Consider the following 25,193-nt stretch of genomic DNA (forward strand, 5'->3'; position numbering starts at 1 on the left):
TCAAAGACCAGGGCCCGGCGACGGCAAGGCCATCGATTAAAAAGATATACACTGGTTCGCATCCATAAAAACAACCTACCGGAAACCGGCAGCGGTGCACAGCCCATGATGACCTTGCGTCAGATCCGTCACTTTATCGCCGTGGCCGAGACCGGCTCGATCTCGGCCGCCGCCCAGGCAGTGTTCATTTCCCAATCGACCCTGACCCTGGCGATCCAGCAGCTGGAGCAGGAGATCGGCGTCAGCCTGTTCAACCGCCACGCCAAGGGCATGACCCTGACCCACCAGGGCCACCAGTTCCTGCGCCAGGCCCACCTGATCCTGGCCACCGTCGACAACGCCAAGCGCAGCCTGCAACAGAGCACCGACCAGGTCGCCGGACAACTGACCATCGGCGTGACCAGCCTGGTGGCCGGTTACTACCTGGCTGACCTGCTGACCCGCTTCCAGCGCGCCTACCCCAATGTGGAGATCCGCGTGATGGAAGACGAGCGGCCCTATATCGAACACTTGCTGGTCAGCGGCGAGATCGATGTCGGCGTGCTGATCCTCTCCAACCTGGAGGACCGCCATGCCCTGCAGACCGAAGTCCTGACCCACTCGCCGCATCGCCTGTGGCTGCCGGCCCAGCATCCGCTGCTGGAACACGACAGCATCAACCTGGCCGACGTCGCCCGCGAGCCGCTGATCCAGCTCAATGTCGATGAAATGGACCGCAATGCCCAGCGCATGTGGCGCGGTGCCGGCCTGCAACCGCGGATCACCTTGCGCACCGCGTCCACCGAGGCGGTACGGAGCCTGGTGGCGGCCGGGCTGGGGGTATCGATCCAGCCGGACATGACCTACCGGCCCTGGTCGCTGGAAGGCGACATCATCGAAGCGCGGCCACTGGCCGACCTCAGCCAGACCCTCGACGTCGGCCTGGCCTGGCGCCGGGGCACCGCCCGGCCGCCGTTGGTGGACCCGTTCCTGACCGTGGCCCGTGAACAACCCCAGGGCGGGCGCAAGCCATCTATTTAATCGAACGCTGCATTCAGTATTTAGTATTTGTCGACCTCCCGTCCGCCCACTAGTCTCTTGCCATCCATCTAGAGAAAGGCCGGACTCCAGCGATAGGGGAAGCTCCATGGCCACACAAGAAAAGAGAACTCGTAAAATGGCTGGCGCGCACCCGACCCCACTGTTCACTGCTTTGCTGATCGACGGTGAACTCGTTGCCGGCCAGGGCTTTGTCGAGCCAATCCTCAACCCGGCCACGGGCGAGGTGCTCACCCATATCGCCGAAGCCAGCCCCGAACAGGTCGAAAGCGCCATCCTCGCCGCCCACCGGGCCTTTGCCGGCTGGTCGCGGACCACTCCGCAGCAACGCGCCAATAGCCTCCTGGCCATCGCCGACGCGGTGGAGAAAAACGCCGACCTGCTCGCCCGCCTGGAATCGCTGAACTGCGGCAAGCCCCTGCACCTGGCCCGCCAGGACGACCTCAGTGCCACCGTCGACGTATTCCGTTTCTTCGCCGGTGCCGTGCGCTGCCAGACCGGCCAGTTGTCCGGCGAATACCTGCCGGGCTACACCAGCATGGTCCGCCGCGACCCGATTGGCGTGGTGGCCTCCATTGCACCGTGGAACTACCCGATCATGATGGCCGCGTGGAAGATCGCCCCGGCCCTGGCCGCCGGCAACACCCTGGTGTTCAAGCCCTCGGAACACACGCCGCTGTCGATCCTGGCCCTGGCGCCGATGCTCGCCGAGCTTCTGCCGGCGGGGGTGATCAATATCGTCTGCGGCGGTGGCGAAGGGGTCGGCAGCCATCTGGTCAGCCACCCGAAGGTGCGCATGGTGTCGCTGACCGGCGATATCGTCACCGGCCAGAAAATCCTCCAGGCCGCCGCCAAGAGTGTGAAACGCACCCACCTGGAACTGGGCGGCAAGGCCCCGGTGATTGTCTGCAACGACGCCGATCTGCAAGCCGTGGTCGAAGGCGTGCGCAGCTACGGCTACTACAACGCCGGGCAGGATTGCACCGCCGCCTGCCGGATCTACGCCCAGGCCGGGATTCACGACAAACTGGTCGCCGAGCTCGGCGCGGCGGTCAGCAGCCTGCGGTTTGCCGGCAAGCGCGACGCCGACAATGAAATCGGCCCGCTGATCAGTACCCGCCAGCGCGACCGTGTCGCCAGCTTCGTCGAGCGCGCCCTCGGCCAGCCGCATATCGAACGGGTCACCGGCGCCGCCGTGCACTCCGGGGCCGGGTTCTATTACCAGCCGACCCTGCTTGCCGGTTGCAGGCAGAGCGACGAAATCGTCCAGCGCGAAGTGTTCGGCCCGGTGGTCACCGTGACCCGCTTCGACGAACTGAGCCAGGCGGTGGACTGGGCCAATGACTCGGAATACGGCCTGGCCTCGTCGGTCTGGACCCAGAACCTGGACAAGGCCATGCAGGTGGCTTCGCGCCTGCAATACGGCTGCACCTGGATCAACAGCCATTTCATGCTGGTCAGCGAAATGCCCCACGGCGGCCTGAAACGCTCCGGTTATGGCAAGGACCTGTCCAGCGATTCGCTTCAGGACTACAGCGTGGTACGCCACATCATGGCGCGCCACGGCCAGCATCTGTAACACGCTCTACTCTAATAACCAGCCCGCAACGGCACGCTGCATCACGTTCAACTGCCCCGACCATAATTAAAGAAGAGGGAATCCCCATGTTCGTGCACAAGACCGCACTCCTCAGTGCAATGACCACCGCGCTGCTGGCCAGCGTCTCGATCCAGGCCGCCGAGCCGCTGAAAGCCGTCGGTGCGGGCGAAGGCCAACTGGATATCGTCGCCTGGCCCGGCTACATCGAACGCGGCGAAAGCGACAAGGCCTACGACTGGGTGACGGGTTTCGAGAAGGAAACCGGCTGCAAGGTCAGCGTGAAAACCGCGGCCACCTCCGATGAAATGGTCAGTCTGATGGCCAAGGGCGGTTATGACCTGGTCACCGCCTCGGGCGACGCCTCCCTGCGACTGATCGTCGGCAAGCGCGTGCAACCGATCAACACCGCGTTGATCCCGAACTGGAAGAACCTCGACCCGCGGCTCAAGGATGCACCGTGGTATGTGGTCAACAAGCAGACCTATGGCACCCCTTATCAGTGGGGCCCGAACGTGCTGATGTACAACACCAATGTATTCAAGCAGGCCCCCACCAGCTGGGGCGTGGTCTTCGATGCGCAGAACCTGCCGGACGGCAAGTCGAACAAGGGCCGCGTGCAGGCCTATGACGGTCCGATCTACATCGCCGACGCGGCGCTGTACCTGAAGTCGGCCAAACCGGAACTGGGCATCCAGAACCCCTACGAACTGACCGAAACCCAGTACAAGGCCGTGCTCGACCTACTGCGCGCGCAGCAGCCGTTGATCCACCGCTACTGGCATGACGCCACAGTGCAGATGAGTGACTTCAAGAACGAAGGCGTTGCGGCCTCCAGCTCCTGGGGCTACATGGTCAACGGCCTGCAGGCGGACAAGCAGCCGGTGGCCTCGACCATTCCGAAGGAAGGCGTCACCGGCTGGGCCGACACCACCATGCTGCACGCCGATGCCAAGCACCCGAACTGTGCCTACAAGTGGATGGACTGGTCGTTGCAGCCCAAGGTCCAGGGCGATGTCGCGGCCTGGTTCGGTTCGTTGCCGGCGGTACCGGCGGCGTGCAAGGAAAGCGAGCTGCTGGGGGCCGAAGGCTGCAAGACCAACGGTTTCGACCACTTTGACAAGATCGCCTTCTGGACCACCCCGCAGGCCGCGGGCGGCAAGTTCGTGCCGTACAGCCGCTGGACCCAGGACTACATCGCGATCATGGGTGGTCGGTAATCATCCAGTTTGAAGGCTAATGATGAACCTGTAGGAGCTGGCTTGCCGGCGATAAGGCCCTTGAGCCTTGCATCGCCTATCCGGACGCCATCGCCGGCAAGCCAGCTCCTACACGGGTTCGCGGTGTTAGTCAGACCACCATCCACCGTTTCGGATTTTTCAGAAGTCCAGGCCGGGCCGCTGCGGCCACCCACGCCTTCTCGGAGCACCGCATCATGACGCTTGCAGTCCAGTTCACCCACGTTTCCCGTCAGTTCGGCGAAGTGAAAGCCGTCGACCGGGTTTCCATCGATATCCAGGACGGCGAGTTCTTTTCCATGCTCGGCCCTTCCGGCTCGGGCAAGACCACCTGCCTGCGCCTGATCGCCGGCTTCGAACAACCCAGCGCCGGCTCGATCCGCATCCATGGCGAAGAAGCCGCCGGCCTGCCGCCCTATCAGCGCGACGTGAACACGGTATTCCAGGATTACGCGCTGTTCCCCCACATGAACGTACGTGACAACGTCGCCTACGGCCTGAAAGTCAAAGGCGTCGGCAAGAGCGAACGCCTGGAGCGCGCCGAAGAGGCCCTGGGTATGGTCGCCCTGGCCGGCTACGGCGAGCGCAAGCCGGTACAACTCTCCGGCGGCCAGCGCCAGCGCGTGGCCCTGGCCCGCGCCCTGGTCAATCGCCCCCGCGTGCTGCTGCTCGACGAACCCCTCGGCGCGCTCGACCTCAAGCTGCGCGAACAGATGCAGGGCGAGCTGAAAAAGCTCCAGCGGCAACTGGGCATCACCTTCATTTTCGTCACTCACGACCAGACTGAAGCCCTGTCCATGTCCGACCGCGTGGCCGTGTTCAACAAGGGCCGCATCGAGCAGGTCGACAGCCCGCGCAACCTCTACATGAAACCGGCCACAGTGTTTGTCGCCGAGTTCGTCGGCACCTCCAACGTGCTTCGCGGCGAGCTGGCCAAACAGCTCTGCGGCAGCGACCTGCCGCTGTCGATCCGCCCGGAACACGTGCGCTTCGCCGACGGTCCGGTGCAAGGCCATGAAGTCGAGATCAGCGGCCTGCTCCACGATATCCAGTACCAGGGCAGCGCCACCCGCTACGAACTGAAACTGGACAACGGCCAGACCCTGAACATCAGCCAGCCCAATACCCAATGGCAGACCAGCAGCAACGGGCACCAGGCCGGCCAGCGCCTCACCGCGCGCTGGGCGCGGGAAGCCATGACCGTGCTGGCGAGCGAGGCCTGAGATGAACACCCTCGCCCTCCCCCAGGCCAACTCGGCCGGCTCGCCGATGCGACGCTTCGCCAACCTGCTGTACCGCCGCCCCAATCTCTACCTGGCACTGCTGCTGGTGCCGCCGCTGATCTGGTTCGGCGCGATCTACCTCGGCTCGCTGCTGACCCTGCTCTGGCAAGGCTTCTACACCTTCGACGACTTCACCATGGCGGTCACCCCGGACCTGACCCTGGCCAACTTCGCCGCGTTGTTCGCGCCGTCGAACTTCGACATCATCCTGCGCACCCTGGGCATGGCCGTGGTGGTCTCGATCGTCGCCGGCTGCATCGCTTTCCCCATCGCCTACTACATGGCGCGCTACACCACGGGCAAGACCAAGGCGTTCTTCTACATCGCGGTGATGATGCCGATGTGGGCCAGCTATATCGTCAAGGCCTATGCCTGGACCCTGCTACTGGCCAAGGGCGGCGTCGCCCAGTGGTTCGTCCAGCACCTCGGGCTGGAGCCGCTGTTGCAGTTCGTGCTGGGGATTCCCGGGGTCGGCGGCAGTACCCTGTCGACCTCGCACCTGGGCCGTTGCCTGGTGTTCGTCTATATCTGGCTGCCGTTCATGATCCTGCCGATCCAGGCCTCCCTGGAACGCCTGCCGCCGTCGCTGCTGCAAGCCTCCGCGGACCTCGGCGCCAAACCGCGCCAGACCTTTATGCAGGTGGTCCTGCCGCTGTCGATTCCAGGTATCGCGGCGGGTTCGATCTTCACCTTCTCGCTGACCCTGGGCGACTTTATCGTGCCGCAACTGATCGGCCCGCCCGGCTACTTCGTCGGCAGCATGGTCTACGCCCAGCAAGGCGCCATCGGCAACATGCCGATGGCGGCGGCCTTCACCCTGGTGCCGATCGTGCTGATAGCCGTGTACCTGTCCATCGTCAAACGTCTGGGGGCCTTCGATGCGCTCTAATGCACAACAACACGGCGACCAGGCTTCACTCGGCCTGCGCCTGGCGGCCTGGGGCGGGCTGGTGTTCCTGCACTTCCCGATCCTGATCATCTTCCTCTACGCCTTCAACACCGAAGACGCGGCCTTCAGCTTCCCGCCCCAGGGCTTCACCCTGAAGTGGTTCAGCGTGGCCTTCGCCCGACCGGACGTACTGGAAGCCATCAAGCTGTCGTTACAGATCGCCGCGATTGCCACGCTGATCGCCATGCTGCTCGGCACCCTGGCCTCGGCCGCCCTGTATCGCCGCGACTTCTTCGGCAAGCAGGGCATATCGCTGATGCTGATCCTGCCCATCGCCCTGCCGGGGATCATCACCGGGATCGCCTTGCTCGCGACCTTCAAGACCTTGGGGATAGAGCCGGGGATGTTCACCATCATCGTCGGCCACGCGACCTTCTGCGTGGTGATCGTCTACAACAACGTCATCGCCCGCTTGCGGCGCACCTCCCACAGCCTGATCGAAGCCTCGATGGACCTGGGTGCCGACGGCTGGCAGACCTTCCGCTACATCGTCCTGCCGAACCTCGGCTCGGCGCTGCTGGCCGGCGGCATGCTGGCGTTCGCCCTGTCGTTCGACGAGATCATCGTCACTACCTTTACCGCCGGGCATGAACGCACCTTGCCGATCTGGCTGCTCAACCAGCTCAGCCGGCCACGGGACGTCCCGGTGACCAACGTGGTCGCCATGCTGGTGATGATGGTCACGATGCTGCCGATACTCGGCGCCTACTACCTGACCCGCGGCGGCGAAAGCGTGGCCGGCAGTGGCGGCAAATAAGCGAAGACCGAGGCCGGCTACCGAAATTGAAAGCTAAATCGGAACTGGAACTGAGGCTGTGACTGGAATTTGGACTTGAACTTGAACTTGGACCGTGGGAGCGGAGCTTGCCCGCGAAGGGGCCCTTGAGGGCACTAAAAGCTTCGCGGACAAGCTCCGCCCCCACAAGGAGACTCCCATCCATCCGAAGGCTCCCACAAACTCCGAAAAATTCGGTGTCTACAGAACCACCTGATTGCTCCATGAGGACATGACCATGCAAACCAAACTGCTGATCAACGGCCAACTCGTCAACGGCGAAGGCCCGGCCCAATCCGTGTTCAACCCGGCCCTGGGCCGGGTCCTGGTAGATATCAACGAAGCCAGCGAAGCCCAGGTCGACGCCGCCGTGCGCGCCGCCGACGGCGCCTTCGAAAGCTGGTCGCAGACCGCGCCGAAAGACCGCTCCCTGCTGCTGCTGAAACTGGCCGACGCCATCGAGGCCCATGGCCCGGAACTGGCGAAACTGGAGTCGGACAACTGCGGCAAGCCCCTGAGCGCGGCCCTCAACGACGAGATCCCGGCGATCGCCGACGTGTTCCGTTTCTTCGCCGGCGCCAACCGTTGCATGAGCGGTTCGGCGGGAGGCGAATACCTGCCCGGCCACACTTCGATGATCCGCCGCGACCCGGTGGGCGTGATCGCCTCCATCGCGCCGTGGAACTACCCGCTGATGATGGTCGCCTGGAAAATCGCCCCGGCCCTGGCCGCCGGCAATACCGTGGTACTCAAGCCCTCGGAACAGACCCCGCTGACCGCCTTGCGCCTGGCCGAACTGGCCGCGCAGATCTTCCCGGCCGGCGTGTTCAACCTGGTCTTCGGCCGCGGCCCGACCGTGGGCAACCCGCTGGTGACCCACCCGAAAGTACGCATGGTGTCGCTGACCGGCTCCATCGCTACCGGTTCGCAGATCATTTCCAGCACCGCCGACAGCGTCAAGCGCATGCACATGGAACTGGGCGGCAAGGCCCCGGTGATCATCTTCGACGACGCCGATATCGATGCCGCCGTGGAGGGCATCCGCACCTTCGGTTTCTACAATGCCGGCCAGGACTGCACCGCCGCCTGTCGGGTCTATACCCAGGCCGGGATCTACGAGAAGTTCGTCGAGAAACTCGGCGCGGCGGTCAGCACCATCAAGTATGGCTTGCAGGATGATCCGCAAACCGAGCTGGGCCCGCTGATCACCGCCCAGCACCGTGATCGCGTGGCCGGTTTCGTCGAGCGCGCACTGGCCCAGTCACATATCCGCCTGGTCACGGGCGGCAAGGCGGTGCCCGGCAACGGCTTCTTCTTCGAACCGACGGTCCTGGCCGACGCCCTGCAGGATGACGAAATCGTCCGGCGCGAGGTGTTCGGGCCGGTGGTCTCGGTAACCCGGTTCGACGATGAAGCCCAGGTGCTGGGTTGGGCCAACGATTCGGACTACGGCCTGGCGTCGTCGGTGTGGACCGCCGATGTCGGTCGCGCCCATCGCCTGGCGGCCCGCTTGCAGTACGGCTGCACCTGGGTCAACACCCACTTCATGCTGGTCAGCGAAATGCCCCATGGCGGGCAGAAGCTGTCCGGGTATGGCAAGGACATGTCGATGTACGGATTGGAGGACTACACCACCGTGCGGCATGTGATGTTCAAGCACTGACACATCAATACCTGGGTTGTCCGCGAAGCAGGCGTTCGTCTTGAGGGCCTCTTCGCGGGCAAGCTCCGCTCCCACAGGTTATCGGTCGCCTGCGAAAAGTAAATTCGACGCGGTCATTGTGGCAGCGGAGCTTGTCGGGACGCCGCACAGCCGCGAAGAGGCCAGAACAAGCACCACCATTCAAGATATCTACCCGCAATCCAGATCCACCACAACAATACCGAACCGGGACGGGCCGTCATGGCCCGGCCACGGTTTCGGACACCTGAAATCTGCCGATTTTCTGGAGCAACAGCGTCATGAGTGCACAACCCCACCTCGGCGCAGCGGCCGACAGCGGGTGTTCGAGCGCCATCAACCGCTCTGCGTGCTGTTCAACACCTTCGATATCCGCGCCGAGGATTCCTACCGGCCAGCATTCCTCAGCGCGTCCCTGGCGGGCATGACGACTTGTGCGACTCAAAACCGCGAAACACCCTCCATCACATTCAACAGGCAGCGCATCGCATTGCGGTCCTCGGCCGACAACGCGCGATAGCGTTCCAGCAATTGTTGCTCTTCAGCGCTGAGCTTGCGCGCCCTGGGCCGGGATGAGGTCCTGAACGTCCAGAGGAACAGCATGAAACCGACAATGCTCCGCGCCTTTGCCATGACCACTTTCCTCGCTGGATAGACCTGCCCCGCCTGAACGAACCGCTCAGGATTGCCTTAAGCGTAGGAACAGTCCGAATCAGGCTAAGAACATTTCGAAATTTCCAGCAAGAAAACTCAAGTCATCCTGGCAAGAGCCCGTGATAAACACCCGGGGTACGCCTATTCATACCGCACCACCTCAAACCCCTCTTCCAGCGCCGGAGCTTCGAAATAGCGGGAAATCGCCTCGAACTCGGCCTCACTGGTCTTGAACGGGTGATCACCCGCCTCATTACGGACCTTCAGACGGGCCTTGCACAGCTCATCAGCCACATCGAGGAAATGCAGCCGATGGGCAGCCCCCGCGCTTTCAAAGACCGAACGCGCCCAAAGCCGGCTGGCCACGGTATTGGACGGAAAATCGAGGACCACCGAGACCCCAGCGTGCAAAAGCGCAACGAGATGCTCGGCCAAGACCCCGCGCAAGCGGCCGGCACAGCGCACATAGTCAGCGATTGCAGTGATCTCGCCCGGATACAGCCGGGCAAGCCAGACGTCCTCACAGATCAACACGGTCGAGGCGGTTGCCGCCAGGCGTTGTGCCAGCATCGACTTCCCCGAGCCGATCTTTCCACAGACCAGATGCAGGGTCGGAACGCTATCGCCGGGGGCGCGGGTTTCAGGTGGCGACATTTCAATCTCCTTTTGACGTCCAATACCCAGGAAGGCGGCCAGAAAAAACCCGCCTCGGTGGGCGGGTTTCGGGTGTTTTCAGAACACGCGTCAGCCCACCCTCGTATCGAAGGTGGGAATAATCGCGATGTTCTGCTGTGAGTTCATGAAACTGACCCTATTCACTTAAACGTCTGACGGCAAGCCTCAACCCTTCACTCACGCAAATTCGACTCGTGAATCGGCTGATCGCGATGGGTCGCCCGCTGATACTGCGCCGGCCAGATCGCCTTGCGCCCGCCCAGGTCATCATCGGCATGCAACGGCCAATAAGGGTCGCGCAACAACTCGCGGGCCAGCAGGATCATATCCGCCTGGCCGGTGCGCAGGATGTGCTCGGCCTGGGCCGGCTCGGTAATCAGTCCGACGGTACCGGTGGCGATATCGGACTCCTTGCGTACGCGCTCGGCGAAACGGGTCTGGTATCCGGGGCCCGTGGGAATTTCCGCATTGGCGGCGGTACCACCCGAAGACACATCGATCAGGTCGACGCCCAAGGCTTTCAGACGCCGCGCCAACTCCACCGTTTCGTCCGGATTCCAGCCATCTTCCACCCAGTCGGTGGCCGACACGCGGACGAACAGCGGCAGCTCTTCAGGCCAGACCGCGCGCACCGCTTCGGTCACCTGCAAGACCAGGCGGATACGATTCTCAAAGGAGCCGCCGTATTGGTCGCGACGCTGGTTGCTCAATGGCGATAGAAACTGGTGCAACAGATAACCGTGGGCCGCATGCACTTCGACCACCTTGAAGCCGGCGATCAAGGCCCGCTGGGCAGCCGCGACAAAGGCCTGGATCACCTCGGCGATCTGGCTCTCGCCCAGGGGAGTGGGCGACGTGTGCTGCGGATCGAAGGCTATCGACGAAGGGCCGACCGGAGTCCAGCCGCCGTCCTCGGGCTTGACGCTGCCATGCTTGCCGAGCCACGGCCGATGGGTACTGGCCTTGCGCCCGGCATGGGCCAACTGGATACCCGCCACCGCGCCCTGGGCGCTGATAAAGCGGGTGATGCGTTGCAGCGGTTCAATCTGTTCGTCGTTCCACAGGCCGAGGTCCTGGGCGGTGATCCGGCCATCTGCGGTGACCGCGGTGGCCTCGGTGAAAATCAGTCCGGCACCGCCCACCGCCCGACTGCCCAGGTGGACAAGGTGCCAATCGTTGGCCAGGCCGTCGACGCTGGAGTATTGGCACATGGGTGAGACCGCAATGCGATTGAGCAGGGTCAATTGGCGAAGGGTATAGGGTTCGAGCAGCAGACTCATGGGGCACCTCTCAAATCAAGTGGGCTGGCTCCAGGGTTCTGTTAGAACGTCGGCAAGTGACAAGAGTGGTGGAGAACCGCCCCCCAGCGGGTAAAAAAACAGGACGACGTCACAAGACCATTCAGACAGTGCTTACAGACTAGTCGACAAAGGCACGGGCGGGAGGGTTCAGCGGATTTAAACCGGCATAATCGCCTGTAACTCGCCCCTGGAGCCTGACCCGAGAAAACCAGCCAACACGGTATCCACAAAGCGCCCTCGAAATACCTCAGCGCGGCTCGATATGGGCAATCATCAGCTGCACGCTTTCCTTGCCACGGAACTCGTTGAGGTCGAGCTTGTAGGCCAGCTCCACCCAGTCGACCCGCGCATTGGTCCACAGCTCCGGGTCGATGCCGAAGGCGATGCCATCAAGTTTCAGCGAACCGCATTCGCTTTTCAGCACCACCTTCAAGTGGCGCTCGCCGACGATGCGCTTTTCCACCAGTTGGAACACGCCATGGAACAGCGGTTCGGGAAAATGCTGCCCCCAGGGACCGGCATTGCGCAGCGCCCGGGCCAGCTCCAGGTTGAACTCCTCGATGGCCAGCGAACCATCGGTCTGCAGGCGCCCGGTCAGGTCGTCTTCGCTAAGCTGACGACGCACTTCAGCATCGAAGGCTGCGGCAAACAGCGGGAGGTTTTCCTGCGCCAGGCTCAGGCCGGCGGCCATGGCGTGCCCGCCGTACTTGCCCATCAGGTCCGGGTGTTGCGCCGCCACCACGCTCAAGGCATCGCGAATATGGAAGCCCGGCACCGAACGCCCGGAGCCCTTGAGCATGCCGTCGCCGGCATCGGCAAAGGCGATGGTCGGGCGGTGATAACGCTCTTTCATGCGTGAGGCGAGAATCCCGATCACCCCCTGGTGCCAGTCCGGCTCGAACAAGCACAGGCCGAACGGCATCGACTCCAGCGGCAGGTCCTTGAGCTGGGCCAGCGCTTCGCGCTGCATGCCCTGTTCGATGGACTTGCGATCCTTGTTCATTTCATCGAGCTGACTGGCCATTTCCAAGGCCAGGGCCGGGTCTTCGCAGAGCAGGCATTCGATGCCCAGGCTCATATCGTCCAGGCGCCCCGCCGCGTTCAGACGCGGGCCGAGGATAAAACCCAGGTCGGTGGAAGTCAGCCGCGAATGCTCGCGCTTGGCCACCTCGAGGATCGCCTTGAGCCCCGGCCGCGCACGCCCCGCGCGAATCCGCTCGAGGCCCTGGTGCACCAGGATGCGGTTGTTCGCATCCAGCGGCACCACGTCGGCGACGCTGCCCAACGCCACCAGGTCGAGCAGTTCGCCGATGTTCGGCTGCGGCTTACTGGCGTAATGGCCGAGGCTGCGCAAACGCGCACGCAAGGCCATCAGCACATAGAAAATCACCCCGACGCCGGCCAGGGCCTTGCTCGGAAACTCGCAGCCCGGCTGGTTCGGGTTGACGATGGCATCGGCCGCCGGCAATTCGCTACCCGGCAAGTGGTGGTCGGTCACCAGCACCTTGAGCCCGGCCGCCTTGGCCGCCTGCACGCCCTCGATGCTGGAGATGCCGTTGTCCACGGTGATCAGCAAGTGCGGCTCGCGCTGCAAGGCCACCGCAACGATCTCCGGGGTCAGGCCATAGCCGTATTCAAAGCGGTTCGGCACCAGGTAGTCGACATGCGCCGCCCCCAGCAAGCGCAGGCCCAGCACCCCGACAGTACTGGCGGTGGCGCCGTCGGCATCGAAATCACCGACAATCAGGATCCGCTGGCGCTGCTCCAGCGCCGTCACCAGCAGGTCCACCGCCGCGTCGATGCCCTTGAGTTGCTGGAAGGGAATCAGCCGCGCCAGGCTCTTGTCCAATTCCTCCTCGGACACCACGCCGCGAGCGGCATAGAGGCGGGTCAACAATGGCGGCAGATCACCGAGAAAAGGTAGCGTGGCGGGCAGCGGGCGGGGTTCGATACGCATGGGAATAATTAACCGCGCTCGCCCATCAGCCATTCCAGCTGGACTTCATGCTGGCCACGATCGTCGGTGACGAAGATCGTGCCTTCACTGATCATCACGTCCCACTTGATCACCCGTGGCATATCCTTGGCCAGGGTCTCGAGGATTTCCTGCGGCACGGCGGCAATATTCACGTTCTTCAGGTTCTTCACCGCGTCGACCACCTTGGTCTGCCAGACCCGCAGGCTGCCGTAGGCCAGCAGGCTGGTGCGCTCGGTGCGACGGGAGCACCAGGTCAGGCGATCGGCGTCCGGCTGGCCGACTTCGATCCAGTGCAACACGCGATCATCCAGGCTCTTTTCCCACAGTGCCGGCTCATCCACTTCTGACAGACCCCGACCAAAGGACAGTTGCTCGTTGTACCAGAAGGCGTAGGCCAGCAGACGCACGGTCATGCGCTCCTCGGTTTCCGACGGGTGGCGGGCAATGGTCTGGTTGACACTCTCGTAGACCCCGCGATCCAGGTCGGTGAGGTTCAGGTTGAATTTGTAGGTCGTGGACGGCTGGGCCATGAACAGGGCTTCTAAGGACGAGGAAAGGCGGCCAGTCTAACCGATACGCAGGGCAAGCAACGACTGCTCGCAGTTATGCGGATGGCGCCAGCCATGATAAAAAGCCCTACTGCCCCCGTGTTGCCCTACAGGATCTGCCATGCCGCTCACCGCCAAACCCCTTTCCGGCCTGAAGGTCATTGAGCTCGGTACCCTGATCGCCGGTCCTTTCGCCTCGCGTATCTGCGCCGAATTCGGCGCGCAGGTGATCAAGGTCGAATCGCCGGACGGCGGCGACCCGCTGCGCAAATGGCGCAAGCTCTACGAGGGCACCTCGCTGTGGTGGTTTGTCCAGGCCCGCAACAAGCAATCCCTGACCCTGAACCTGAAACACCCCGACGGCCTGGCCATCCTCAAGCAGTTGCTCAGCGACGCGGACATCCTCATCGAGAACTTCCGCCCCGGCGTGCTGGAAAAACTCGGCCTCGGCTGGGAAACCCTGCACGCGCTGAACCCCAAGCTGGTGATGGTGCGCCTGTCGGGCTTCGGCCAGACCGGGCCGATGAAGGATCAACCGGGCTTCGGCGCGGTCGGCGAGTCCATGGGCGGCTTGCGCTACATCACCGGTTTCGAGGACCGCCCGCCGGTACGCACCGGGATTTCCATCGGTGACTCGATTGCCGCGCTGTGGGGCGTGATCGGCGCGCTCATGGCCCTGCGTCATCGCGAAGTCAACGGTGGCGACGGCCAGGTGGTGGACGTGGCCTTGTACGAGGCGATCTTCGCGATGATGGAAAGCATGGTCCCGGAGTTCGACGTGTTCGGCTTTATCCGCGAGCGCAGCGGCAACATCATGCCGGGGATCACCCCTTCTTCGATCCACACCACGGCCGATGGCAAGCATGTGCAGATCGGCGCGAATGGCGATGCGATTTTCAAGCGTTTCATGCAGGCCATCGGCCGTGACGACCTGGCGGACGACCCGGCGCTGGCCAGCAATGACGGCCGCGACAGCCGGCGTGACGAACTCTATGGTGTGATCGATCGCTGGGTGAACAGCCAGTCGCTGGAGGCGGTACTCGCCGCCCTGAACCAGGCCGAAGTGCCGGCCAGCCGCATCTACAGCGCCGAAGACATGTTCAGCGACCCGCAATTTCTCGCCCGGGAAATGTTTATCCAGGCCAAGCTGCCCGACGGCAAGGCTTTCAAGATGCCGGGGATTGTGCCAAAACTGTCGCAGACCCCGGGTTCCAGCGAATGGGTGGGACCGGAACTGGGCGAGCACAACAGCCTGGTACTGGCTAGCCTGGGTTATGACGCCACGCAGATTGCCCGCCTGCGTGAAAGTGGCGCTATCTAGCGTGCCAGGGCGGCAAGACCTTGACCTGATCGCGCAGAAGGTATGGACCTCATGAGTCCTCGATTTCTCTGGCAACACGTGCTCTGTCGACGCCCCGCCCTCGCCTTGCTGGTACTGCTGGCCTGTGCGCTGTCGACGGCTGCCCAGGCCAAGGACACACTGATCTGGCTGCTGCGGGACCTGCCGCCGCTGAGCATTTTCGACGGCCCGCAAAAAGGCCAGGGAGCCATCGATCAATTGCGGCCGCTGTTGGACGCCGCCATGCCCGAGTACGAACACACGAGCATGCGGGTCAACCGCGCGCGAGCCATGCAGATGCTGGCCGAGCCCTCGTTCACCTGCGACCCGATGCTGCTCTGGACGGCCGAACGGACGAAAACCATCGTCTTCTCCATTCCCAGCCTTGGCCAGGTCAGCAATGGCCTGGTGGTACGCCAGGCCGACCGCGCGCTGATCGCGCCGTTTGTGCAGGACGGCCAGGTCGACCTCGCCGCCTTGCTGGCCAGCGAGCGCCTGAAGCTGGGGATTGTCGCCGAACGCAGCTACGGCCGACTGATCGACGACCTGTTGAAACAGACCCCCACGGAACGCTTGGCCCCGCATTACGGCAACGATGCCCTGGGTAGCCTGTTACAAATGCAACGCCTGGGACGCCTCACCGCGCTACTCGGCTACTGGACGGAAATCCGCTATCAGGCCCAACAACAAGGCATCGTGACCGAGGACCTGGCGTTCTATCCGATCAAGGGCGTCGACAAATACCAGTTTATCCGCGTCGGTTGCTCCAATACGGAACAGGGACGCACGGCCATTACCCACATCAACCAGATCCTGCGTGAACTGCGCCAGCACCAGTTGCTCGACTTCTATGTGCAATGGCTCGACCCGCAACAACGGGACGCCTATCGGGAGGATGCCAAGCAGTTTTTCCTCGCCCCTGAGGACCAGTGACAAACGCCAGGCAAAAGAAACCCCGAGAAGTGGGGAAACAACTCGGGGTTAAACGTGGCCTACAAAGACCAGTACGACAAGCTACAAGCACCGGAGCACAATGCTTGATCCTGCCGTTATAAATCTGACAACCCTTTCGGAAAAATGGTTCCCGAAAAACTCTACACGGCAGCCGAACGGAACACCTTGTCCTGGGCGGCGTGACGCAGGGCCGCGATGACAGAGGGTTCCAGACGCCCTTCGGCAATGCGCAGGTCGCGGTGCAAGCCATCGACCACATCGGTCAACAAACGCTTGTCGTTCAATTGCGCATGGCTGATTTCACGGCTCAGCAGGACCAGACCCGCGCGACTGTTCACGGTCAACAGGCATTCACCGTGGCTCCCCGATGGGGTCAGGGTGACGGGATAAGGACTCAATGCTTCATTCAGCAACAGACTGATACTTTCCATCTCGATCACCACTCAATAGTCAAAACCCGACAGGTCAAAAACAAAGGGGCTGGCGTCAGGAACCGCCAGTCAGAGAAGAAAGTGCGTCAGGCCAGCTAACCTGATATCGCTGGAGACCGAGCATCAAGCGGCTGCGCCCAGCGTTCCATTGCGAGCATGAACGAGAAAGATGACAGAGAGAAAACAACGAAATCCAGCGTCCCCACCGCCCTTGCGCATCATCCTCGCGGACGATCATCCGATTTTCCTGATCGGACTGCGCGTCGTCCTCGAACACGATCCCGGACTCAGCGTCGTCGGCGAGGCCAGCTCGCCACTGGAGCTCCTGGCGCTTCTGCAAGACTGTGCCTGCGAGGTACTGGTCACCGACTTCATGATGCCGGTCGAACAGCAGAGCGACGGCTTGCGCATGCTCGAAAGCGTGACCCGGCAACACCCGCGGTTGCCGATCGTGGTGGTGACCATGCTCAACAACGCCGGGCTGTTCCGCTCCATTCTCGATCTCGGGGTGATGGGACTGCTGAGCAAGGCCAGCCTGGCCGCCGAGCTGCCGGACGCCATCGCCCAGGTCCGCCGCAGCCGACCCTACGTGGCCAACTCGATTCGCCAGACCCTGGCACTGGCCGGCGAGGTCGGCGAGCATCGCCTGGGCGACCAGGAACAGCTTTCACCCCGCGAGCTGGAGGTGACGCGCCTCCTCGCGGCGGGACGCACCGTCGGTGAGATCGCCATCCAGCTGTGCCGGAGCAAGCAAACGGTGAGTGCGCAGAAGGTCAGCGCCATGCGCAAGCTCGGCCTGTCCAACGATGCGGCGCTGTTTCTCTACCTCCAGGAACATGGCTTGGCCTGAGCGCCTGCAACCGCTAGAGGTTGACGCTATTCGTGGCCGCGCATTGCAAGGTCCCGGACAACCGGTGAACCGGGCCGAAACCCGCCACTTCCAACCAGGACAGGAGTTCGGCGCGGCCCATGGACGGCACGATGAAGTCGCCCTGGATCACCGACTCGCCCAGGGCCATGACCGCCTGGTAGTCGCTCTCGCTGGCAATCCCGCCAAGGACCACCTGCACGCTCATGCCCCGCGCCATGCGCAGGACGCCGGCGACGATCGCCGACTTGCGCGGATCCGCCGCCATGCCGACAAGGAAGGGCGAACTGATCTTCAACTCGCTGAAGGGTAACTCGAGCAGCCGCTGAAGGCTGCCGCCGCCCATGCCGAAATCGCCGACGGACAACTGGCAGCCGAGCAGACGCACTCTCAGCAAACCTTCGGTCAGCGCACTGGCGCTGTTGAATTCGGCGCCTTCCCGCAGGTCGAGGGTCAGCCGCTCGGGCGGCAACTCGAAGCGCTCCAGCAAGGCTCTGAGCCGGTCGGCAAAGTCCGCCTGCTCCAGCAGGGGCCCCGGAATGCCCAGGGCGACCGGCAAGGCTTCATCGGTGGCAAAACGCACCTCGGCCGACAGGCTGACGGCCAGCTCCAGCACCCGCCAGATCAGCGCCTGCGCCAGCCCGGCATACTCGAGCACCGGCATGAAACTGCCGGGCAGCAGCAGGCCCTGTTCCGGATGTTGCCAGCGCGGCAGCACCTCGACCCCGACGACACGACCGTCATGGGTCAACCTGGGCTGAAAATGCGCGGTCGCGTACTTCTCGATGGCCGGGGTCCCGGCACAGGCCTGGAGTTCGTGCAGCGACAGCAGCTCACAGACCTGGGCCAGCGGCAGCCCGGGGCGCTGCCGGGCGAAACGTTGCTGGTAGCTCGCCAGCAGTTCCGCCAGCGCCGCGGCCGACGCCGGCTTGCGCAGGCAGCCGAGGACATGCAAGCCCTGCTGGCGCGCCATAAGCGCGGCGCCCTCGAGTACCTCCGGCTCGGCACTGCTGAGGATGATCAGGGCCTGGGCCTCCTGCCCCGCGGCCAGGGAACGAATCAGTTCCAGACCATCGCCCTCCTCCAGGTGCAGATCACAGATGGCCACGTCGATCCGGCCACGGTTGGCCAACGACTGCCGGGCGTTCTCGACATTTTCCGCCGTCAGCACATCAAAGACACCGGTGGCATTGAGCATCTGGTGCAAGGCCATCAGTTGAAAAGAGTTGTCTTCAAGAATCAGGACTTTGAGTGCGCGCATCGAGGGTCTCCGCAAAATGAGGCGGCCGGGGTCCGCAATGACCCTCGACTTTAAGCAACCGCCCCATCCGTGCCCCATAGGACAAGTCCTAAAATGCCGGAATATCTGCCTGCAAATGCGCTTCGATATCCTCCAGCACGCACTCGATGGCCTGCTTGAGGACCTGCCAGTCGGTGACCAGCCGCTCGTCGGACTTGAGCCGCACGCAGCCATCCAGGTCGGCGCAGGCACGCGCCAGGGCGATGGCATCGATCAGGCAGGCGATCCCCTTGAGCCGATGGATCGCCACCGCCAAACCCTTCCAGTTGCCCAAGCCCACCGCGACTTCCAGCGCCCCACGCTCCTGTTCGAGGTTCTTGCGCAATTCCAGCAACATGCGCCGCATGACCTCGGCGTTGGCACAGGTCATGGCACTCAGGGCGTGAATATCGAAGGAACGCTCGGGCAGGATGCTCGCCAACAGTCGCGCCAGCTCATCCAGGGACACCGGCTTGACCAGCAGCTCGGTCATTCCGGCCTGCTGGCAGCGCTCGCGCTCGTCGCTCATGGCATTGGCCGTGCAGCCGACCACCGGGCACGGCGGACGCTGCTCCCGGGCCTCGATCCGGCGTATCGCCTCGGCCAGTGCATAACCGCTCATCTCCGGCATGTTGCAATCGGTGATCACCAGGTCGAAAGGCTCCTGCCGCAAGGCTTGCAACGCCGCCTCGGCACTCTGGCAGGCGACCACCTGCTGGCCGAGAAAACGCAGTTGCTGGTTGAGCACCAGGCAGTTGGCGGACAGGTCGTCGACAATCAACACCTTGAGTGCCGCCAGCCGAGGCCTGTCATCTTCCACCGCGACCGTTACGGTCGGGGCCGGAGCTTGTACCACCGGCTTGAGCGCCAGCTCGATACGCACACGGGTCCCCTCTCCCGGCTGGCTCAGCAAGGCGATGCTGCCGCCCATCAACTCCACCAGTTGCTTGCAGATACTCAAGCCGAGGCCAGTGCCGCCATATTCTTCATCGGCTTGACCACGGATCTGGACAAAGGGGGCGAAGAGCTTCTGCTGCTGTTCGAGGCCGATCCCCTTGCCGCTGTCTTCGATGCTGATGCACAGGGTTTCCAGCTCCGTGGTAGACGACAGGCTGCGCACCTGAATACTGACAAAGCCTTCGGCGGTAAATTTCAGCGCATTGCCGATCAGGTTGTTCAGCACCTGGCGCAAACGCAGCGGGTCGAACCAGTAATCGCCCGCCAGCCCCGGCGCCACCTCCAGGCTCAGTTCGACGCCCTTGCCGCGCGCCACCGCCTCGAACAGTTGCCGCACGCTTTCCAGCAGCCCGACCAGGGAGCCGGCGCGCAACGCCAGGTGCATGCCGCCGGCCTCGATCTTGGCCAGATCAAGGCTATCGCCGATCAAGGCCGTCAGTTCCTGCGCCGATTGATAGGCCACGTGCAACGCCTGGGAGAAGTCCTGCCCGTTGGCGCGGGCCTGTTCACGCTCCAGTTCGAGCAGGCCGATGATGGCGACCATCGGGGTGCGAATCTCATGGCTCATGGTTGCCAGGAACGCGCTCTTTGCCTGGCTGGCCTGCTCCGCCTGCTGGCGCGCCTCCATCAACTGGGCTTCGAGCCGCTTGCGCTCGGTAATATCGATCCAGCCGCCAAGCAGCCCCTGCAACTGCGCCTCCGCCGAGTAGAACGGCACCATCCATTGGTAGATATCGATCCGGCCGCTGGCAAAGTCGAGCTGGCGATCCTGGAACAGCGGCTGCTGGGTTTCGAACAGCTGGATGAACTCGGCGTGCAGTTGCTCGGCGGTGGCCCGGGGCAAGATATCCACTTCGGTGATCCGCCGGCCCTGGACTTGCTCCAGGGTGGTGGCAAAGCGTTCCTCGTAACTGCGGTTGCAGGTCATCAGCCGCCCGTCCAGGTCGCGCACGAAAATCGGATTGGGAATACCGTCCAGCAAGGCGCGCTGGAAGGCCAGTTGATCGCTGAGTTCCTGCTCGGCCCGGCGGCGTTGGCGAATCTGGATATTCAGCCGGCGGTTCCAGGCCAGGGACACGCCCCCCAGCAGGATCATCACCGCCGTCAAACCGTAGACCCAGCGCGGCACGCGCTCCCAGACCGGACGCATCGGCGCCAGGCCGATCGCGCCATGCCACTTGATGCGCAACGCGCGCAGTTCAGCCACGGGGAACGCCTCCAGGGCCTTGTTCAGGATACTCAGCAGCTCCGGGTCGCTCTTGACCACCGAGAAACTGTCCGCCGACCACAACCCTTCGACGCTGCGCCCGACCTTCAGCCGCCCGGGCGGATACAGGTAGGCCCGGGTATCGCTCTGGATCGTCGCGGTTGCCTCGCCGCGCTCGACCATCGCCCTGGCCTCCTCGGGGGTCCTGACCGTGCGCAGGTCGATGTCCGGATAGCCCCTGCGGATCATCGGCTCCAGGGCGTGTTTCTCCGGCAGCACCAGCACCCGCCCGGACAACTGCGAGAGCGAGCCGAGGGGCGAATCGTGCACCCGCACCACGAACACCCAGGCGCTGCCACCAAAGGCATAGGTGAAATTCAGGAAGGCCTTGCGCTCGACACTCTCGGCCAGCGTCGTGCTCATCTGCGCCTTGCCAGCCTGGAGCAGCTCGACACTCTCGGCGGTGGAGGCGGTCTCCTTGTACTCGAACTGCAGGCCGGTCATCCGCGAAATGCGCGACAGCAGGTCCGGATTGAGGCCGACCCAGCGGTTGTGACCATCCTTGTAGATATGCGGCGGATACGGCTGGGCCACCACCGTGACCCTGGGGTTGCGGTCGATCCAGGCCAGTTCCGCCGCGGTGAGGCTGATGCGCTGCTGGGCGATGTCCGAACCGAAGCCGGTGGTCCAGCGGGCGAGGATCTCCCGTCGCGTGGCGTTGTCGATGCTGTCCAGGACGCGCTCCACCAAGCCGCTGAGCACCGGATCGGACTGGCGCGTGGCAAAGGCGAAGCCAATCGGCGGCAAGTCGCTCTTGTCCTTGATGTGCACGCCCATGTAAGGCCGCAGGCTCTTGTAGGCGCGGACAATCACCTCGTTGCCGATAAACGCCTCGACCTCGCCCTGGGACAGGGCTTCCAGGGCACTGTAGAGGGTCGGGGCGAGGATGATCTCGCTCTGCGGATAAGTGGCATGCACGACCTGCGCATCGGCGTAGCCATCGAGCAGCACCACCTTCTTGCCATTGAGATCGTGAAGGCCGTGACCGCCGGCGCGCCCGACGATCACCGAACGATCCGGCATGTAGTCGCTGGAGAAACTCAGCCCGGGCACGCCGCGCTCGTAGCCGTTGGCGCTGGTGAGGATATCGATCTGTCCGCTGCGCAGGGCCTCGACCGCCTGGTCGCGCTCGCCGAAGCCGAGCACCTGGACCCGCACTCCCAGGCGGTCGCGGATCAGCCCGACGTAATCGGCGCTGATACCCTGGTAGCGGTTGCGGTCATTGGTGATATCGACGGGCTCATAGTCGGCCACCGAAATCCCCACCCGCAAGGTCCGTTCGGGCCCCAGCCATTGCTCCTCCTCCGGGCTCAGGGACAGGCGATCGACCTCGACGAACGAAGGCGGCAGGCTGAACGGCAGGCCCTGGGCCGCTATCGCACTGGCGGGCAGATACAGCAGCAACCACCAGCACAGCCTGGCCAGAACGGATTGTATGGATCGAGCCAAAAACACCATGACGAACTACCTGCCCCCTTCGGTCCATTTCAGGAAATGGCAAAAAACAGGGCAAGTTTGACATGCGAAAATGATAAAGCCCGCCAAGGGGCGGGCTTTATTGTGTGACCTTTCTAGTCTGTCAGAGCGGCTTACCACGGTTGCCATGCTGGCTGACAAAGGCCTGCACGACTTTCAAGTCGTTGGCCAAGACGGTGCAACGCTCATCTCGCTCAAACAAATCGGAAAGGTGCGCAGGTAGTTCGAGCGCTTTTCCTACGCCCGCCTTCTCCACTGCCTCAGGGAACTTGACCGGATGCGCGGTTCCCAGGATCACCATCGGGGTGTCCAGGCTGCGTCGACATTCGCGGGCCGCGCGCACGCCGATGGCGGTGTGCGGATCGAGGACTTCACCGCTCTGGGCGAAGACTTCGGCGATGGTCTCGCAGGTCTGCGCATCGTCCACGGCCAGGGAGTCGAACAGCTTGCGGGCTTCGGTCCAGCGGTCCTGGTCGACACTGAAACCGCCGCCTTGCTTGAAGGTCTCCATCAACCCGGCGATGGCCGCGCCGTTGCGCCCGTGCAGGTCGAACAGCAGGCGTTCGAAGTTCGATGACACCATGATGTCCATGGACGGCGACAGGGTCGCGTGGAGGGTCTCCTTGACGTACTGGTTGCCGCTCATGAAGCGGTGCAGGATGTCATTGCGGTTGGTCGCGACGATCAACTGGTTGATCGGCAGGCCCATGTTGCGCGCCAGGTAGCCGGCGAAGATATCGCCGAAGTTGCCGGTCGGCACCGAGAACGCCACCGAACGGGCCGGGCCGCCCAACTGCAGGGCCGCGTGGAAGTAGTAGACGATCTGGGCCATGATCCGCGCCCAGTTGATCGAGTTCACCGCCACCAGCCGCGTGCCCTTGAGGAAGCTCTGGTCGGCGAAGCTGTTCTTGACCATTTCCTGGCAGTCGTCGAAGTTGCCTTCGATGGCGATGTTGTGGATGTTGTCGCCGAACAGGGTGGTCATCTGCCGACGCTGCACCTCGGACACCCGGTTGTGCGGGTGGAGGATGAAGATGTCGACGTTCTCGCAGTGCTTGCAGCCTTCGATGGCGGCCGAACCGGTGTCACCCGAGGTCGCGCCGACGATCACCACGCGCTCGCCACGTTTGGCCAGCACGTAGTCGAGCAGGCGACCGAGCAGTTGCAGGGCGAAGTCCTTGAACGCCAGGGTCGGGCCGTGGAACAGCTCCAGCACCCATTCATTGCCGTTCAGCTGGCGCAACGGCGCCACGGCGCCGTGGGAGAACGCGCCGTAGGTTTCCTCAAGGATCTTCTTGAAATCGGCATCCGGAATGCTGCCGGTGACAAACGGGCGCATGACCCGGAACGCCAGCTCGTGATACGGCAGGCCGGCCCAGGAAGCGATTTCCTCCTGGGTGAAACGTGGCAGGTTCTCCGGCACGTACAGGCCACCGTCGCTGGCCAGGCCGGCCAGCAGCACGTCTTCGAAGTTCAGGGCCGGTGCCTGGCCGCGGGTACTGATGTAACGCATGAAAAATTCCTCTCTGATCGGCGGCGCCGGCTTAGTTCAAGTGCTCGACGCGGATCCGCACGACAGGGCCGACCACGCCTTGCAGGGCCTCCAGCGCCGCGATGGCGTCGTTGATATGCTGCTCCCGCACGCGATGGGTCAGCAGGATCATCGGCACCAGGCCGTCGTGCTCTTCGACTTCCTTCTGCATGATCGATTCGATATTGATGCCGCGTTCCGACAGGATGCTCGCGACCTGGGCCAGCACGCCCGGATGGTCCTTGGCCTGGATGCGCAGGTAGTAGGCGCTTTCGCAGTCCTCGATCGGCAGGATCGGGTGGGCCGACAGCGAGTCCGGCTGGAAGGCCAGGTGCGGCACACGGTTTTCCGGGTCACTGGTCATGGCGCGAACCACATCCACCAGGTCGGCGATCACCGACGAGGCGGTCGGTTCCATGCCGGCGCCGGCGCCGTAGAACAGGGTCGAACCGGAAGCATCGCCGTTGACCATCACCGCGTTCATCACGCCGTTGACGTTGGCGATCAGGCGATCGGCCGGGATCAGCGTCGGGTGCACCCGCAGTTCGATACCGGCGGCGGTGCTACGGGCTACGCCCAGGTGCTTGATGCGGTAGCCCAGGGCCTCGGCGTAGTTGACGTCGGCGGTGGTCAGCTTGGTGATGCCTTCGGTGTAGGCCTTGTCGAATTGCAGCGGGATGCCGAAGGCGATGGACGCCAGGATCGTCAGCTTGTGCGCGGCGTCGATGCCTTCGACGTCGAAGGTCGGATCGGCTTCGGCGTAACCCAGGGCCTGGGCTTCGGCCAGCACGTCCTCGAAGGTACGGCCCTTCTCGCGCATTTCGGTGAGGATGAAGTTACCGGTGCCGTTGATGATACCGGCGACCCAGTTGATGCGGTTGGCCGAGAGGCCTTCGCGAATCGCCTTGATCACCGGGATGCCACCGGCCACCGCGGCTTCGAACGCGACGATCACGCCTTTCTCGCGGGCCTTGGCGAAGATTTCGTTGCCGTGCACGGCGATCAGCGCCTTGTTCGCGGTGACCACGTGCTTGCCGTTCTCGATGGCGCTGAGCACCAGCTCGCGGGCAACGGTGTAGCCGCCCATCAGCTCGACGACGATATCGATTTCAGGGTTGCTCGCCACTTCGAAGACATCGTGGGTAATCGCAATACCGGTGGTCTGGAACTGAGGCTTTGGCGTACGCACGGCAATTTGAGCCACTTCGATTCCACGCCCGGCACGGCGGGCAATCTCCTCGGCGTTACGCTGAAGTACGTTGAAGGTGCCGCCACCGACGGTACCTAACCCACAGATGCCTACTTTGACCGGTTTCACTCTGAACTCCCCATGAAACGGCCGACACGAGGTCGGCCGTGGAAAACAGCCGCTGG

Annotated in this window: 20 protein-coding genes; 10 read left to right on the plus strand and 10 right to left on the minus strand. The window is 63.4% G+C overall.

Translation table 11 applies throughout. From position 1 onward, the window contains the following. Nucleotides 1–105 precede the first annotated feature (105 nt). The 7 genes from M5B96_RS01155 to M5B96_RS01185 all read left to right on the plus strand — a co-directional run bounded on the left by M5B96_RS01155 (nucleotide 106) and on the right by M5B96_RS01185 (nucleotide 8,543). Complete coding sequence (locus M5B96_RS01155) at nucleotides 106–1,020, plus strand: LysR family transcriptional regulator (protein ID WP_248794681.1); 915 nt, start codon at nucleotides 106–108, stop codon at nucleotides 1,018–1,020. 106 nt (nucleotides 1,021–1,126) lie between these two features. Continuing rightward, the gene (locus M5B96_RS01160) at nucleotides 1,127–2,617 is read left to right on the plus strand and encodes a gamma-aminobutyraldehyde dehydrogenase (RefSeq protein ID WP_248794682.1); all 1,491 of its coding nucleotides are present in this window, start codon (nucleotides 1,127–1,129) and stop codon (nucleotides 2,615–2,617) included. 86 nt (nucleotides 2,618–2,703) lie between these two features. Then, nucleotides 2,704–3,855 carry a putative ABC transporter substrate-binding protein YdcS gene (gene ydcS, locus M5B96_RS01165; protein WP_248794683.1) on the plus strand — a complete coding sequence of 384 codons (1,152 nt, stop codon included), beginning with the start codon at nucleotides 2,704–2,706 and terminating at the stop codon, nucleotides 3,853–3,855. A gap of 215 nt (nucleotides 3,856–4,070) precedes the next feature. Further along, a complete protein-coding gene (locus M5B96_RS01170) occupies nucleotides 4,071–5,096 on the plus strand; it encodes an ABC transporter ATP-binding protein (protein ID WP_248794684.1) in 1,026 nt (341 codons plus the stop codon). Nucleotide 5,097: 1 nt separating this feature from the next. Beyond that, a complete protein-coding gene (locus M5B96_RS01175; RefSeq protein ID WP_248794685.1) occupies nucleotides 5,098–6,045 on the plus strand; it encodes an ABC transporter permease in 948 nt (315 codons plus the stop codon). Beyond that, complete coding sequence (locus M5B96_RS01180; RefSeq protein WP_248794686.1) at nucleotides 6,035–6,862, plus strand: ABC transporter permease; 828 nt, start codon at nucleotides 6,035–6,037, stop codon at nucleotides 6,860–6,862. The genes M5B96_RS01175 and M5B96_RS01180 overlap by 11 nt, the downstream gene beginning before the upstream one ends. Before the next feature lie 256 nt (nucleotides 6,863–7,118). Then, entirely contained in the window at nucleotides 7,119–8,543 is a 1,425-nt protein-coding gene (locus tag M5B96_RS01185; RefSeq protein WP_248794687.1) for a gamma-aminobutyraldehyde dehydrogenase, read from the plus strand. Nucleotides 8,544–9,002: 459 nt separating this feature from the next. Here M5B96_RS01185 and M5B96_RS01190 read toward each other — a convergent pair whose 3' ends face one another. The 5 genes from M5B96_RS01190 to M5B96_RS01210 all read right to left on the minus strand — a co-directional run bounded on the left by M5B96_RS01190 (nucleotide 9,003) and on the right by M5B96_RS01210 (nucleotide 13,699). Next, nucleotides 9,003–9,194: a hypothetical protein gene (locus M5B96_RS01190; RefSeq protein ID WP_191485501.1), complete on the minus strand. Its 192-nt coding sequence runs from the start codon at nucleotides 9,192–9,194 to the stop codon at nucleotides 9,003–9,005. Nucleotides 9,195–9,356: 162 nt separating this feature from the next. After that, a complete protein-coding gene (locus M5B96_RS01195; RefSeq protein ID WP_191485502.1) occupies nucleotides 9,357–9,869 on the minus strand; it encodes an AAA family ATPase in 513 nt (170 codons plus the stop codon). 194 nt (nucleotides 9,870–10,063) lie between these two features. Further along, complete coding sequence (locus tag M5B96_RS01200) at nucleotides 10,064–11,170, minus strand: NADH:flavin oxidoreductase/NADH oxidase (protein ID WP_248794688.1); 1,107 nt, start codon at nucleotides 11,168–11,170, stop codon at nucleotides 10,064–10,066. Nucleotides 11,171–11,438: 268 nt separating this feature from the next. Continuing rightward, nucleotides 11,439–13,148 (minus strand): single-stranded-DNA-specific exonuclease RecJ, encoded by a 1,710-nt coding sequence (recJ, locus tag M5B96_RS01205; RefSeq protein ID WP_248794689.1) that lies wholly within the window; start codon nucleotides 13,146–13,148, stop codon nucleotides 11,439–11,441. Between the two features lie 8 nt (nucleotides 13,149–13,156). Then, nucleotides 13,157–13,699 carry a YaeQ family protein gene (locus M5B96_RS01210; protein ID WP_100944687.1) on the minus strand — a complete coding sequence of 181 codons (543 nt, stop codon included), beginning with the start codon at nucleotides 13,697–13,699 and terminating at the stop codon, nucleotides 13,157–13,159. 139 nt (nucleotides 13,700–13,838) lie between these two features. On the opposite strand from M5B96_RS01210, the gene M5B96_RS01215 reads away from it, so the two are divergent. Then, complete coding sequence (locus tag M5B96_RS01215; RefSeq protein WP_248794690.1) at nucleotides 13,839–15,038, plus strand: CaiB/BaiF CoA transferase family protein; 1,200 nt, start codon at nucleotides 13,839–13,841, stop codon at nucleotides 15,036–15,038. A 51-nt stretch (nucleotides 15,039–15,089) separates the two neighbouring features. Beyond that, a complete protein-coding gene (locus tag M5B96_RS01220) occupies nucleotides 15,090–15,989 on the plus strand; it encodes a TIGR02285 family protein (RefSeq protein ID WP_248794691.1) in 900 nt (299 codons plus the stop codon). A 161-nt stretch (nucleotides 15,990–16,150) separates the two neighbouring features. Here the strand turns inward: M5B96_RS01220 and M5B96_RS01225 are convergent, their stop codons facing one another. Further along, nucleotides 16,151–16,441: a DUF3509 domain-containing protein gene (locus M5B96_RS01225; protein ID WP_248794692.1), complete on the minus strand. Its 291-nt coding sequence runs from the start codon at nucleotides 16,439–16,441 to the stop codon at nucleotides 16,151–16,153. Between the two features lie 169 nt (nucleotides 16,442–16,610). On the opposite strand from M5B96_RS01225, the gene M5B96_RS01230 reads away from it, so the two are divergent. Further along, nucleotides 16,611–17,291, plus strand: a complete 681-nt coding sequence (locus M5B96_RS01230) for a response regulator transcription factor (RefSeq protein WP_248794693.1) — start codon at nucleotides 16,611–16,613, stop codon at nucleotides 17,289–17,291. Between the two features lie 13 nt (nucleotides 17,292–17,304). Here M5B96_RS01230 and M5B96_RS01235 read toward each other — a convergent pair whose 3' ends face one another. The 4 genes from M5B96_RS01235 to M5B96_RS01250 all read right to left on the minus strand — a co-directional run bounded on the left by M5B96_RS01235 (nucleotide 17,305) and on the right by M5B96_RS01250 (nucleotide 25,137). Continuing rightward, nucleotides 17,305–18,570: an EAL domain-containing protein gene (locus tag M5B96_RS01235; protein WP_248794694.1), complete on the minus strand. Its 1,266-nt coding sequence runs from the start codon at nucleotides 18,568–18,570 to the stop codon at nucleotides 17,305–17,307. 88 nt (nucleotides 18,571–18,658) lie between these two features. Further along, complete coding sequence (locus M5B96_RS01240; RefSeq protein WP_248794695.1) at nucleotides 18,659–22,270, minus strand: ATP-binding protein; 3,612 nt, start codon at nucleotides 22,268–22,270, stop codon at nucleotides 18,659–18,661. Nucleotides 22,271–22,391: 121 nt separating this feature from the next. Then, complete coding sequence (gene thrC, locus M5B96_RS01245) at nucleotides 22,392–23,801, minus strand: threonine synthase (RefSeq protein WP_248794696.1); 1,410 nt, start codon at nucleotides 23,799–23,801, stop codon at nucleotides 22,392–22,394. 31 nt (nucleotides 23,802–23,832) lie between these two features. Beyond that, nucleotides 23,833–25,137 (minus strand): homoserine dehydrogenase, encoded by a 1,305-nt coding sequence (locus M5B96_RS01250; RefSeq protein ID WP_248794697.1) that lies wholly within the window; start codon nucleotides 25,135–25,137, stop codon nucleotides 23,833–23,835. Nucleotides 25,138–25,193 lie beyond the last annotated feature (56 nt).

Source organism: Pseudomonas sp. MWU13-2105 (assembly GCF_023242315.1).
GTDB lineage: Bacteria > Pseudomonadota > Gammaproteobacteria > Pseudomonadales > Pseudomonadaceae > Aquipseudomonas.